Consider the following 14,202-nt stretch of genomic DNA (forward strand, 5'->3'; position numbering starts at 1 on the left):
TGAGTTCACTCACTACGCAGTTCAGCATCAATCGAGTCCGGGGTGTTTTTTTCGTGATATTCTGTCTCGTTGGGTTCTAACCCGAGCTGTTCTGTATCTAATTTGCTTGCTTTGAGGTCAAAATTTTCAGCGATCGATCTATAGCGGTATCTAACTGTAACACTCGAGACGTTGGCTGCTTCAGCAACCGTATCTTGAGTGTACTTCTCTCCTATGAGTTGGCCAGAAATGTAGATACAGGCCGCAGCTATGGTTGTTGGGGACTTTCCACTCGTGACTTGTGTGCCTTCGACTTCTTCAGCGATTTTCTTTGCTTGTTGCTTAAGCAAACGAGAACCACCGATACGGGATGTGAATCGTGGGATAAACTCAGCTGGGTGCTGGATGACTGTATCAAGTCCCAGTTCATCAGAAAGATAGCGATATGCCCTACTAATCTCTTTTCGGCCAACACGAGCTACGGTTGCGATTTCGTCAAGTGACCGTGAGTCGCTTTGTATTCGGAAAGAATGATAAAGAGCGCTTGATGCCATTGCTTCGACCGAACGGCCGGGAAGAAGGTCATTTTCGCGGGACGTCCGGAAGATGACCGCAGCGGTCTCACGAACATCGTCTGGTGCGCCTAAGGCTGAGCCCATTCGTTCTACTTCACTGAGGCCCTCTTTGAGACGCTGGTCCTCTGCTGTGATTTGAGTGCGCGTCTGCCACTGCCGGAGTCGCCTAAATTTTGCTTTCTGTTTGCTGTTGAGTGTGTTTCCGTATCCGTCTCTGTCCATCCAGCCGATTTTGGTTGATAGCCCCCTATCATGCATACGCATGGTCGTCGGTGAGCCAGTGCGGGACTTGCTGTCTTCTTCGCTACTTGTGAAAGCTCGCCATTCAGGCCCGTGATCGATCTTGTCTTCTTCGACTACCAAGCCGCAGTCCTTACAGACTGCTTCCCCATTATCGGATACGACCCCACTGGCGCATTCGGGGCATATTCCTTGCTTCGGATGGCTTTGCTCCTGTGACTGTAGCGTGTCCGTATCTCCCCGCGTTGTCTCTGGCCTTCTCATAATACTGACTGAGCAGCAACCGCTCTAACCGCTCTAGTTCCCGTAAGCAATCCGGGTGTAAAAATTGTTTCGGGTGGTTGCCCATATCTCAGTAGCAGTGACTAGAGAAAGGGGGTGCCAAAATTGGCTTGAAACGGCGTGAATGAAAAACACCGGGCGATAGGTCTGTGACCTACCGTTGGTAGCGGGCTATTCCAGCGACCGCAAGTAGCGCTAACAGAGCCACAACCGGGCCGAATCCGGGTGTTTCGTCATCTGAACTGCCTGTAACACCGGTCTCGCCCCCGTTGTTGCTACCAGTTTCATCACCACCTGCCGACTGGGAACCGTTTGCTTCTGGTTCCGTGGAGTCGTTGGTCTCTGGAGTTTCCTCATCTGTTTCGTTTGTCCCGTCTGCTTTGTCACTCCCATTTTTATTATCGCTCTCATTGGGTGCCGGCTCGGCATCGGCTTCAATGACCGCAAATCGGGAGAACGAGTCGGTTGTTGCCGACACTTCGTAGTTGGTCTCGCGGGATTCAACAGTCGTATTGAGTTGAGTCCATCCACCCTCTGACTCGTGGACGACTGCGAGTTGATCAGTAGTAGTGTCTTCTTGAGGGATTCTGAAGGTGACTGTTCGGTTGATTCCTACTGTGTCTGTGTCTTCACTGGCATCTTTCTCGGAGTTGATGCTAACTGCGTGTACAACTTTCTCCGCTCCGGGGACTTCAACTTCGTTAGCATCAACAGCTTCCACACTGATTTCCGCACTGACCTCGTTTTCATACTCGATCGTGTTTACTGGGGCTTCTTCACCGAAGTCCGCAACCTTGTTACTCACCGAAACAGCCTTGCTGGACTCATTAGCCGGTGGCTCTGGCTGCGGTGAAGGTGCGGGTGCTGCGCCGCCACTGCCGCCACCACCGCCGCCGGGGTTGGCAGGAGCGTCCTTGGGGATGGAGATAGTCCCGAGGGTTTCAGTGGCGTTAGCAGTCTCTGCTTTGACGGTTTTCGTAGTTCCACCAGCATCATCCGGGATACTGTACTCAACTTGGACTAGCTGGCTTTCGTCGGTGGCTAACATCGTGGTGTTCTCTGTACCGATTGGGTTACCACCGACAGTGAACGAAATGTTGCCTTGAGTGGAGTTGTTCCCCCGATTGATGATCGTAGCTTCGATGCTAACTGTATTACCTGTCTCTGCTTCACTGGGTGCTGTTCCGGACGAAATCCCGACGTAGGACTCGACTCGGGATACGGTGAAGTCGGATTCTAGTTCTTCGTTGGGCGCTAGCTCGCTGTTGGCCTGAACATCTTTGTGGAAGGGACTTGTTACGATGAACGTGTAGTTCCCGACTGGAACGTCCAGAGCGTACGTATTCGAGGGACCGCCGACACTCGTTGTGTTGACAATGTCACCGGTACTGTTGTTCGCGGCCTTGATGGTTGCTACCGTTGCCGGGCTATCTGTCACGTTGTCGGTGATGGTACCTGAGACAGTTGCTGGGAGCGGGTCTACTGTGCCAGAGATACTAGATGCGCTATTCGGGGTCAGCGTAACCGTGGTCTGGTACTGCGTGTAGTCTTCAGGAGTGACGGTTACGGTGTACTGTCCCGGTTGGATCTCTGCTACTGCGAACTCGTTATTCGAATCTAGAGTCGCTGTTACAGTCTTTTTCTCATTGCTGACTGTAACGCCTGCCCCCGCTAGTGGGTCAGATTCAGCGTAGGTCGTTGCGACTGAACCCGAAAGGGAAGCTGGTTTCGGATCTAGCGATAGTTGCGCCTCAGACGTTTCCAGCAGTATGCTCGATGCTCCAGTCGTATTGGGGTTATAGTTGCTTTCGTTGTGTGTCGCCTCGAGAGTGTAGGTCCCAGTGGGAACTGTTTCGGCGAAGTTGCCATTACTTCCCACCGGAATTGTCTCTGTTACGCTTGTCTCGGCGTTCGTCGCAGTGAGAGTGACATTTGAGATGTTCTTGCCAGTTACACTGCTTTTGACGGCACCGGAGATCGTCCCCACGTCTTCGTCAGTAATCGTTGCCGTGGAGGTCTGGCTGTTTCCACCCTCATTACCGGCAAGGTCGGTGACGTTCTTGATAGTGACCGTGTAGTCACCCGGAGCAGTTGTCTCGTACTTCCCAGTGTACTCGTAGGAATCATCAGCACTCGAATTCAGTGTGAGGTTGCTGCTGAGAGTTACGAGGCCGCTGTCAGGGCCGGTAACTTGGACTTCTGCTCCACTGAGTTCCTCGTCGGTAGTGAGCGTGATGTTAGTCTCGTTAAGTCCTTTCTCGGCGTTGAGCTTGGTCACTTCCGGGAGGCCAGTGTCAACGATGATGTTTCCTCCAGTTGAGCTCCCAACTGGATTCCCGATCGGGTCCGCCGCATCGATGACTGAGACTGTTGCCGTCTGTCGCTCTTCGGAAGTGACTGGCGAGAGCTGGGTAGTGAAGTGGGTATCGTTGGTCCAAGAACCCGACCGCTCAGGCGTGACCGTTTCTCCACCGACGTCTATCTTAAGCGAAGGGAGTGTGGAGGTGTCCATCTGCTGAGAGAACTCGATGGTAACATCCACACTGCCGGTGGTGCTGTTGATCGTGTCCTGTTTGAGGTCGACTTCCGCTTCGGGGCGCTCGGTGTCTAACGTCAACGTGTCTAGTGTTCCAGCGTCAAGAGACCGGATGCCCGAAGAGTCTTCGACGAACGCAGTAAGATTCACCACACCGTCGTTTGCGTTCGTGAGGTCGAGGGTAGTATCGTACTGCTGTTTGCCATTTTCGAGCGTGACGGTCGTGCTAGCCTGTTTCGACCCGTCGACGTAGGCTTCAACGGTGATCTCACCGTCTACTGGCTCAGCAGGGAGTGAGACACTTACTGGAACATCACTATTGTTCTTACTCGAGACGACCGTGGGAGAGGAAATGCCCGTCGGAGATTGAGGGATCGTCGCTGCTGCGGCATTGACGTGACCGGCACCAACTTGGCTTTCAGTTCCTCCCATTTGGGATGCTCGGTCCTTGACACGCTGCTGAACTGCGTCCACTGTTGGCTCTGTTCCGGGTTGTTCAGACTGCTGGAAAGTACTGAGCACAACAGCTGCAGTTCCGGCGACATGTGGCGCAGCAGCAGATGTTCCGCCGAAATTCTTAATTCCGATTTGTGTTTTGGTGGTAACGTCGGTCGGCCCAACAATGTCCACACCGGGAGTACCACTGACGGTCGGGCCTCGACTACTATCCGAGTCGAGTTCTTGAGTATCTAAGCTGCCGGTGACCTCTGCGGCACCGACAGTGAAGGTGTTCGAGAGGGTGGCGGGGGCAGTTAGGCTAGCTTCCTGCGTTGGGTGCTCGGTGAACCGCGCATTGCTATCGATGAAGGCGTTGAGCTGAAGATTAGTTGGGGAAGTTGACTGGCTATCGGTGCGATTGAAACCGATTGCATAGTCTTCACTTGCGTCTAAACCGCCTACTGAGAATGGTGCTCTAGACGTGCTGGGGTCAAGAGAGGAAATGGTCTGTTGCTTTTCGTACGTGCCCTCCTGACTCTTCTTGTAGAGGTCGACTTCAAATTCGTAATCCTGCGCTGAGTCACCGTTCCAGTGGAGCGTGCCCTCGAGGGAGAATGTCCCGGTCGACCCGAGCGTACCGATTGCGGTTAAATTGCCTCGAGTGGTGTCGGATCCAAATTCGTGCTGCTTGGTATACGATCCTGTCTTGTAGTCTGCGCTGTAGTGATTAGGGCCAGCAGTGTTCCCGGAGGAAGTGACCCAGATCACACCGGAGTCAACTGCATCGTTAATCGCCTGTGAGTGAGATTCGGACCCATCGAGGGGAGCCTGCGTCGATCCGAGGGACATCGACACGACATCAACGTCTTTTCGGCCGGGGTCCGTATTTCGGTCTTGGATGTCATTAGCGATTGTCGTCCAATCACCTGTATTGTCTGCTGTATAGAGGACGAGCTCGGCATCGGGGGCGACGTCGGTGACAACCTCGGCACTGTCGTCGCCGTGCGTCTTGTCACTAGCTGATTGCCCGCCTCCTCGCACGTCGTTGTACTCAATGACGTTGTCAGTGATAGGCTCGTGAGATGCTGTGTCGGTGGACGGATCTCCTGAGAATCCAGCATCGATCACTGCTACGGTGACGTTGTCACCGGTTTGGTTTGCGTTTCGAAGTTGCTGGCCACCAATCAGTTCCGTTCCCTCACTAGTGATATTCGAGTCGTCGTTTGTGTTGTGGAGAGTCGGGCCGGCGTCGAGCGACGAAGAAGGCTGAGTGGCGACTGCGGTCCCAACTCCTGCGATACCGAAAGTGAGGATGGCAGCGAAGACGACTGCCAAAACTTGGTTGCGTCTCATTTGTTGAAGAGGTCAGTGTGCTTGTTCATCTGGATGACTGTACTTGCGGGGTTCTGTGGTGAAGTTTCTGGAACAGGTTTCATGATCGAACGCGTGCCGTGTCAGTCGAAAACAAATTGTGTGCCGTCATCCGATTTTGCCTTATTGAGTCTTGATTAATTGGGACTCACTTAAAGTATCGATTCAACTCTGTCGATCATCCTCATCCGCTGTAGAGATGAATCTTGGGCTCATCTACAGACTCGACATGTACTCGCTTTTAATCTCCGAAAATCTAGCACCTATTCAAAACACATAAATGCGGTTCGGATGGCCAATGACGAAGACAAGATACAGTGGAGTTGTTTGTATTAACGGTTCGAACCCTCAAATTTTTCGACGTAGACGTCAGGTGCGTGGTCAGTAATACAGGCTACACACTCGCCACAATGGATTTTACCGTCTGTGCGATCGTACGGGCACAACACGCCATCGTCTGGAACTTCGCTTTTGTCGTCGACGACCTTGTAGTGTCTGTCACCGTAGTCGTGGTCCGTGTCAGAGGCGTTGACAGTGAAATGCTCTACGCTGTCCCAGTTGAGGTAGGAGCTTGCGGAGTAGGTGAAGACGTTGTAATTGGGGAGACGCCGGGCGATTTCGTCGACTCGCCAGATGTCGTGTTGGGTCTTAAAATCGCCGGCCTCGTTAAATCTGATCGTGGTGACTGAGTTGTCTTTTCGGTCGGCATGGCGGCGGAAGGCTTTAGCCCACGTAACAGGGTCAATGTGATTCCAGAGAATCTCCTGTTTTCGCCGATGGTGTATTGGATAGGGGAAATCTCTCTCATTGCGAGCGGCGAAACAGCTCGAACTTTCCACCTGACACATTCTTGTTCCTAAATTGACACAATCAGTCGCGGAACTCATATTGAATGTAGCGATCTCGGAGGTGAACTTTTCGTTGCGGTAGGTTATGTAGTCCCCTAGGAGAAACGACCATGCTTCCACTCTGTCGACGGCGTACTCTGCGTCACGAATCCGGCGCCGTAGTTGGCTGATCCCGTCTACACTTTCGGTGTCGAAGCTGTAGTGTTCATTGGGGGCGATAATACCGGGTAGTTCGCTGTCGGCAGGAGGGTCTGACCGCGATATTGCGATGGCTTTAGCGCGGTCGTTTCCACTTGAGAAGGTGTGAAGGTAGGATTGCATGGGAAAATCAGTGGGGTTTCTGACGTTTGGGGGAATGCGTGGATACCGAACGTTGAGATGGAGTAATCAATAATCCAAGAAGAAATAATGAGTAAGTGGTTTCCTGCTTTCGGACGTTCAAAATGGGCAATTATCAGCTAGAAGTTGTGGCTCAGAAGACTCGACGCTACCGTTAGATGCCGATGAGTTGGTCTCACCGCGTGGGAAGAAGCGGTTAGTCGGACTGGATCCGCGGCGCAAGCATGTACGTAGTGTTAGCGAGTCCCTCAGCGAAATTGAAGTGGAACTTGACAGGGAAGTCGTCTCCGAGCTCTGTCGTGATTTCTGCATCCGACGGGAATGCCTTGTTTAGATCCTTGAGGTAGTCGAGACTGAACAGGGAGTTGGCCGTGCCAGAGTTGAGTGCGATGAGGTCCTCGCGCGTGAGTTTGAGGTTGACGTCGTCGGTGTCGCCATCAGCCTCGATGTAGAGCGCTTCTTCAGCGTCGTCGACGCGGAGTCGGATGTGATCAGAGACCATATCGGCGGCTTTGACGCCCCGATCGATCTGGCTCCCTTCGAGGACGATCTCAGCAGCGAGGTCCAGTTCGGGAATGTCTGGCTCCTGCCGGATAGAATCTGGGTCGATGAGCGACAGGGTGTAACTCAGTCCATCGAACTTGATGTCGAGCTTCCGGGTGCGTTCGTTGAGTTCGAGGTTGATGAGGTCGCCCGAGTTAGCCATGTTGACGATGTCTTCCAGCCGGTTGAGGTTGACACCGATGACGCCGCCACCGCCAGAGTAGTGTTCGAAGGCGCCCTGCTCGAGCGAGAGATCCGCCATAGCTACATTGGCTGGATCGACCGCGCGGACGGATAGCTCGTCCGAATGGAGTCGGATTTTACACTCATCGACGAGCACGCTGAGCGACTCTAGTGCGTCCTGAATCGTGGAGGCCTCGACAATGGCATGGAACCCGCTCTGAGATCCCTCATTGGAAGAGGAGTTGGCCTGCTGATCCGGCGTGGTGCTATCTTCTGACGAGTCAACTTCACTGGAGTCCTGATCGTCGGTCTGGGCGTCGTTAGAGGCTTCACTCATGCTCTCTTCATCACCATCGTTTGTCGGGGTATTGGTATTTTCGGTGGTGTCGCTTTCGTCAGATGCCGGAGCTTCTTCGGCAGTCTCTACTTCTTCGTTGCTCTCGTCACTTTCACTGGAGCGTACTTCCTCGGTAGGCTCGTCCGCTTCAGTCTGGCTGTTTTCATCGGGTTGTGCTTCTTCGGCGGGCTCGCTGGACTCGGTAGACTCGGAGGGAGCGTTCGAGGCCTCGTCAGGTGCCGATTCGTGCTCAGCTTCTGCGCCATTGTTGCTGCTGTTTTCCGCGCTATTGCTATTCGATTCGTTCAGGTCGATGATGTCGGGAGAGTTGCTCATGAGAGGGTTTGGGTTGTTTGGTGTGTTTCTCGATTCTGTCTTGAGGTCTGACTCGGGGCGGCGGAGGCCGGTCACGCGTCTGCGGCTTGTGATTCGCTTTTAGGAGTGAATTCATGAACGTTCACCCCTTCTGAGAAGAAAAATTTCCATGTGGTGGTATTTGATGAATGGAACTCGTTGGAGCTTTCACTCTGTGGTCGTCTCTAATGCGTAGCTCTCGTGCGTTCGCTTGAGAGCGGGCGTGAACTGCTTGTAGAAGTCGCCGGCCTCAGTCCCCTTGACAAACCGTTCGAACCGGGGGTGGACATCAGGACCTCGATAGTTTAGGCCTGAGGTAGTCCCATCAGTATCAGGAGATGGGACGAGATTGACGAGAGCAGCGATTTCGTGCTTACAGAGGGGATTCTTACGGGCATATCCGCAGGTGCAGCGAAGAACCCCACACCAAGGAATGAATAGGTGATAGTGCTCTCGCGATGAAGACTTAGTTACAAGGAAGCGCTGGGGGAGGTCAAACCCGTATGCGGTCGGATATTGATCGGTTTCGAAATAGGGTTCTGCGATGATGAGGTCGTCATCCCTATAACCAGTTTGAGTCGATTCATAGATGCTTTTTCGAGAAGAGTCAACGTGTTCGTCGAATGTATCTTGGGACACGACGAGCGCGCTTCGAATGTCGGCTTGAGGGTCGATCTGCGTGGAGTTCTCACAGGCCGTCTTCAGGCTGCGAGGAAGTTTATGATGATACCATTCTTTTCGCTCGTTGTGAAGATCGTGTAGTTGTGAGAGAGCAGCATCAAAGGCATCCGAGAGCGCGTCCCGGAGATATGGGCTGGCGGGCTCGAGATGTTCGGCGAACGACGCGCTAACATTGAGTATGTTATCGCTTTCCCATTCCCAATGGTCTTGGAGAATAGTGGAAGCGGTTCTACGCGCACTATTGGCCGTCGAACAGGAGGCAACAGCGTGTCTGAGCCGATAGTTGATCAGGTTCGGTGTTGATAAGTCATCGTAACCAGCCGAATTTGGTAGCTCGAAGTTTGGATGAGCTGGCAAGTAGGACGTGCCGGGTAGGTTCGCCGAAACGAGTGGTTCATGAGATTCGAGTCGACTCTGAAGGCACTTCCCAGTGCCATCACATTCGTGTTCGCTGTGATTCTCTAACTTCGCTTCTTCGTGCGGACTTTGTCGAGTCATGGTCTGGTGGGTTTCTGTCTGGCAAACGCAGGTATACTGAAGCGGGCTGCCTATCCCGCGAAAAAAATGGTTTCGGCCCCAGTGTGAATAGGCCTATGCGGACGGCTGGGTACCAGTGTAGTCACTGCTTGAGGCTATCTGCTTGGAGGGCAACATCTTCGAGCTTTTCTGTGATCTCTTTGGATGAGAGGCTCGTTACGAACTCGTGGCTGTTGAAGTACTGCTCTTGCTCGGCGAACTTTTCGGGCGGGTTGTGAGGGTCAGTCCCCGGAGAGAGGGTGAGCCCCATGACGGATGGGATTTCTTGATTTGTCCGTTCTAACTCCTCGAGGTATGCGTCATCGTTTGCGGGCTTGCCGTCAGTAACGACGAGCATGAGTGGGTGGAGGTTGCGCGACGCTTCCTGTTTGACTCTTTCACGGCCCAAGGCGAGGGCGTCGCTGAGAGGCGTTCCACCAGTCGCATCGCCCGTTACGATCGAATCGGCGCAGTGTTCGATGGGTGTACCGAAGGGCGCAGGAACACGAATCTCTCCATTATAGAAGTCAAGGATGGAGACGTCGATACCAATTTCTTCGGCGGCAAGTGCGAACTGTGCAACCGCTTTCTCAGCTGGGTTGATTAGGTTCTTGCCGCTCGTCATCGATCCCGAACGGTCTAAGACGATGATGAGCGCGTACTGTCTGTCGCCACCGAAGTCACGCTGTCGGAAGTAGGTGGTCTTCCCAACGGCGTAGGCCGTCGACCGCCCTGAATCATATCGGCCGCTAGAACGACCTCGGGTAACGTCGTCGCGTTGAGAGTTCGTGAGCGCTTGCTTCAGGGTTTGGCCAGTGTAGGGGGACTCGTCTACTGCTTCTGTCCACCGCTCAGTCTTCGTCGCATCTACTCCGGACGTTGGCATGACCTGAAGTGTGTCTTGTTGGACGCCACTCCCGGAACCATTCCCTCCATCTTTTTTCGACTCAACGGTTGAGTCGTACTCGCGGTTTAGTTCTTCAAGAGTCTGCTCAAGCTGGTCCAATTCGCGATCGAGTTCGGCAGGGAGTTCTTCATCCGGGCTTTGTGATTCTACAGCTTCATGTTCCGCGTTGAGGTAGTCCTCATCGGCATCAAATTTGTCCGACCCACCGGGTACTTCAGGACTCGGAGCGTTCGCTTGGGGCTTAGCGGCTGCCGATTCAGACGTGCTTCTTTCATCTGAGTGTTCGTCATGCTGATCTTTTCCGTCGCCCCGACTCGTCTGTTCTCCATCTGACTCGCTTCTTTGCGGCTGCTCAAGAGAAGTTTCGCTGGAGGTAGAGGTCGATTCTGGGGAGGAATCGTTTCCATCGCTATCAGCCGAGTCGGTGGAAGTTTGGGAGTTGGATGGACTATCTGACGACGGGCTAGAGAACGCGTCGAAGGTGGTCTGCCCGTCTTGGTAGGCTTCTACTTCTGGTGAATCGGTCTCGCCATCTTTGTCGGCGTCTTCGCCTGTTTCTGCTTCACTAGTGGACTCCGGCGGCTGTGACTCACCTGAGGTACTATCCTTGTTAAGCGTGTCTTCCCCGCTTTCCGTGTTTGAGTGATCTCCGCTCGGATCGTGCTTCTCTTGGTTGCTGTCGCTGGTATCGGCTTGTTCAGTGGACTCCTCCACAGAGTCCTGTTCGGTGTCAGTTCCATTCTCCTGAGTGGCTTTTGCCCCGCCCTGATTGGAGAGCTGGGGAGCCTCTTTTGACTGGTCACCGAAGCTGTCTGTGTCGTTGGAGAGAGCCGGTTTATCTCCCGACTGCGATGACTGGGAGAGATCGTCCTCGGTTGGGGCAGGAGCATCATCAGCTGGCTGGCTGGTGTCACTCCCGAGTGGCTCTGGAGCGTTGTCATCTGCGCTTGCGGCTCTGGAGTAGTCATCAGGGAAGTGCTCTGAGGGTTCAACATCATCGCCCGCAGTTGGGGAAGGGATGGAGTCAGGTTGCTCGTCTCCTGCCGCCTCTGAGTCTGTGGCAGAGCTTTCGGCCGGCCCGTCACTCTCTAGAGAAGTTTCCTTAGGAGTTTCCTCAGGAGTTTCCTTAGGAGTTTCCTCAGGAGTTTCCTCAAGAGTTTCCTCAGAATCACTGGCGTTCTGGCCCTTTGGAGAGCTCTCATTCGCACACTCAGCCCCTTGGTCGGGCTTATTGCTTTGGCTTTCTTGCGAATTATCGTCGTTCGGTGAAGTGTTACCACCCTGAGTCTCGCTTCTGTCCTCATGGCTACTGGACTTGTTCTCAGGTTCTGGCTCGGCTGTGCTTTGCTGCTGCTGTGTCTGGCCAGTCTGAGAAGAGTCAGTATCGCTACCGTGCTGCTTCTGCTGCTGTGAACCGGACTGACTTTTAGCGATTAGCGGATCTACTTTGTTATTCCAAAAGTCCGCGAGTAGGTTGTACCGCGTTTCAGGATCAGGTGTGTAGAGGACACCGTTGCGAAGACTGAGGAGGTCGGGAAGAAGAGAAATGAATACTTGCCGGTTAGTACTATTTACGAAGACGAAATCAGTGTTTGCGGGGTCGAGAAGTTTCCGGAGGGTACCGGTGTCGTAAACTGAGAGGTCGATCGCAGAGAGGCTAACAGCGCTTAGCCATGAGAATGTCCGCTCTTGATACTGGACGCGGAGGAAATGATTCAGGAGCTTCTGACGCTCGGCTGCGCGTTCAGTCGTGTCAAGCCGAATAGCCCGCTCGATGGCTCCGTCTTCGAACCCGTTGAAGAAACTCTGGGCAACTTGTGTGACTTGTTGTTCGTTGTAGCTCCCAATGATGTCCCCAAGAACACGGGCGTAGTCCCTGAAGTTAGTATAGCAGACGTGGGCGACTTCGTGGAGGATGAATGCGCACTGGGCAGCGTAATCGAGGACCTGCCTCGACTGGTACGGAGTTTCGTCTAGTGGGATCGGCGTCTCTTGGGACGTAACGAATATTACGTAATCAGCATCCGTCCCAAGGAAGTCGCGGGGATTGATCTTGTTGGGGGTGTCCTCAGGGCTTTGCCCTACGTCTGGGTTTAGTGCGAACGCCGAGCTGATCTGGTTACTCAGGAAGAGGTCAACCGTCTTCCCGATTGGGGCATGAGCATTCGCATACCGTTCGAGAGTACGTCGACGCTGCTCTGAGCAACGGAGTTCACTAGGGTGGACCGAAGTATCGAACGATTCAGGATTGAACCCTTCGCTATTTCCAATTGTGATGTTACTGAATGAGTGCGGCATGGTGTTGAGTAATAACGTGTGGTTCCCCAAGGGAGATGTTCTGATCTCCCCGGAGCTCTGTTAGTCGCGCACCCTTCCTGAGAAATAAACGGGGTGGCTGGTCCCTCCTTCTCGTGAACATGTTACTGGCACACTCTCGTCGTATTCAGTCGCTCGTGACCGATTTCGGAACGGTATCATTTACGTACTGTTCGAGGCTTTCGAGTTTCGAGCGTCGGTCGGCCCTCCCCTTAATGATGGTTTTGAGAGTGCCTCGGGGGTTGCCGTTTTCATCAGTCCAGTAAATCGCGTCCTCAAGCTGTCGTGTAGAGAGCGTGGGGACGGAGCGGTCATCGCGAGTCTCGTTAGCCACACTGACGAAACTCTTGATTACGTTTCGGGAGACGACCTGTCGGTGTTGGTTGAACCGATCGTCGAGGAGGTCGATCTCTTTTGCGGGAGCGAGGTAGTCGGCAGGGACGATCCGGAGGCGGTCAAGGAATGCATCGTTGAGCGAGCCCGCACCGTCGTATTCGACGGTGTTCGGATTTGTCGTGGCGATGAATCGGAAGGCAGGGTGGGGAGTGATCCGCTCACCAGACTCTTCGATTACCATTTCACCGTTTTCGAGGAGCTGGTGGAGCGCCATCGTCACGTCTGGAGGGGCGGCCCGAATCTCGTTGAACACTGGAGTAATGCCGTACTTCGCACAGTACGGGATGAGTTTGTCCTCGAAGGCGACAGACCCGTCTTCCTGCGGCATCATCGATCCAATGAGGTGTTCGGCTAGCATCGACTCGTTAAGATCGATGCTAATGACTGGCCGATTCGTCTTCCACATGACCCAGTTGATCAAGTAGTTCTTCCCACACCCGTGAGGCCCCTCGAGAAGTACGCCTTTTTCGCCACGAGCAAGCGTGTTACAGACGACTTCAGAGATAGATTCACCAGTGGGAAGGCTGATCTCTTTAGGCTCGACAGCTCCTTCCATGTCAGGGACGAGCGGGTGGTCGACATCGTTTAAGATTGGAAGATTTTGGAAGTGCCAGTCTTCGCCATCCCACTCTTCAGAGACACGGATTGGTTCTCCGGGCTCTTGCTTGACCATGTCCATGCTGATAACATCAGCACTGGAAGCGCCATCACGGCCTTGCTCGACTAGCGTTTCAATATCCGGCGTGTTGTGGTGGGATACGTCAAGCCCAAGATCGCGGGCGAGGGCTTCGCGGGCCAGTTGGTCAGCCGGGTCTGATGCGAGCTCTGCTTGCTGTTTGATCTTTCGCGCTTCGGGAAGCGGGATGCTCGGCACCTGTGCGAGTTCTTCGACCGTTGCGCCGAGAACATCGTCGAGAGTATCGTAACCCCGATCGTTCATCGCCTCTACCTTCGCATCACTCACCGCGCCAAGATCCGAAATCTCGCTATTACCGCTCAGCGTGGTGGCCTCGTCCTCGAAAGACTCGCCTGCGACGTCTTCCACAGACGGGCCGTCACGGAGGTTCTCGTACAGAAGCGCGATGGTTTCAGGGCAGTCGCCGCGGGGAGTCACACCGGTTATGGTTAGTGAGCCCTGAGCGCGGTCTATCTCGTACATGTCACCGCCTCCTCGGAGCTCCGAGTCGAAGGTGGCCATGTCGATGTCTAGATTCTCTTCAGCAGCGCGTTGTTTGACGGTGTCAATGCTTACGCTGCCACTCTGCTCTTCAAGAACGTACCGAGTGAAGTAGCTCACTCGCTCCGGGTCGGTGTATTCAGTTGAATTCATGGGAAATCAGGAATGCGCCACCCTTTACGAG

The 14,202-nt window shown here is 53.9% G+C and carries 7 protein-coding genes and 1 pseudogene; all 8 read right to left on the reverse strand.

The features are described from left to right. Positions 1 to 5: 5 nt before the first annotated feature. The 8 genes and pseudogenes from EXE48_RS11635 to EXE48_RS11665 all read right to left on the reverse strand — a co-directional run bounded on the left by EXE48_RS11635 (position 6) and on the right by EXE48_RS11665 (position 14,138). Positions 6 to 812: a transcription initiation factor IIB gene (locus tag EXE48_RS11635; protein ID WP_241991985.1), complete on the reverse strand. Its 807-nt coding sequence runs from the start codon at positions 810 to 812 to the stop codon at positions 6 to 8. Between the two features lie 66 nt (positions 813 to 878). Beyond that, a pseudogene (locus EXE48_RS19070) lies at positions 879 to 1,058 on the reverse strand (TFIIB-type zinc ribbon-containing protein); the annotation flags it as partial. A 172-nt stretch (positions 1,059 to 1,230) separates the two neighbouring features. Further along, complete coding sequence (locus EXE48_RS11640) at positions 1,231 to 5,403, reverse strand: S8 family serine peptidase (protein WP_137711501.1); 4,173 nt, start codon at positions 5,401 to 5,403, stop codon at positions 1,231 to 1,233. 350 nt (positions 5,404 to 5,753) lie between these two features. Continuing rightward, complete coding sequence (locus EXE48_RS19410; protein WP_443984488.1) at positions 5,754 to 6,590, reverse strand: GP88 family protein; 837 nt, start codon at positions 6,588 to 6,590, stop codon at positions 5,754 to 5,756. Positions 6,591 to 6,804: 214 nt separating this feature from the next. Continuing rightward, positions 6,805 to 7,536 carry a DNA polymerase sliding clamp gene (locus EXE48_RS11650; RefSeq protein WP_241991986.1) on the reverse strand — a complete coding sequence of 244 codons (732 nt, stop codon included), beginning with the start codon at positions 7,534 to 7,536 and terminating at the stop codon, positions 6,805 to 6,807. Positions 7,537 to 8,193: 657 nt separating this feature from the next. Further along, positions 8,194 to 8,664, reverse strand: coding sequence for a hypothetical protein (locus EXE48_RS11655; protein ID WP_137711503.1), 471 nt, complete (start codon positions 8,662 to 8,664; stop codon positions 8,194 to 8,196). A gap of 661 nt (positions 8,665 to 9,325) precedes the next feature. After that, positions 9,326 to 12,427, reverse strand: a complete 3,102-nt coding sequence (locus EXE48_RS11660) for a VWA domain-containing protein (protein WP_137711504.1) — start codon at positions 12,425 to 12,427, stop codon at positions 9,326 to 9,328. Positions 12,428 to 12,572: 145 nt separating this feature from the next. Beyond that, the gene (locus EXE48_RS11665) at positions 12,573 to 14,138 is read right to left on the reverse strand and encodes an AAA family ATPase (RefSeq protein WP_158295115.1); all 1,566 of its coding nucleotides are present in this window, start codon (positions 14,136 to 14,138) and stop codon (positions 12,573 to 12,575) included. Positions 14,139 to 14,202: the final 64 nt, after the last annotated feature.

This window comes from Halorubrum sp. ASP1 (assembly GCF_005435135.1).
Lineage (GTDB): Archaea > Halobacteriota > Halobacteria > Halobacteriales > Haloferacaceae > Halorubrum > Halorubrum tropicale.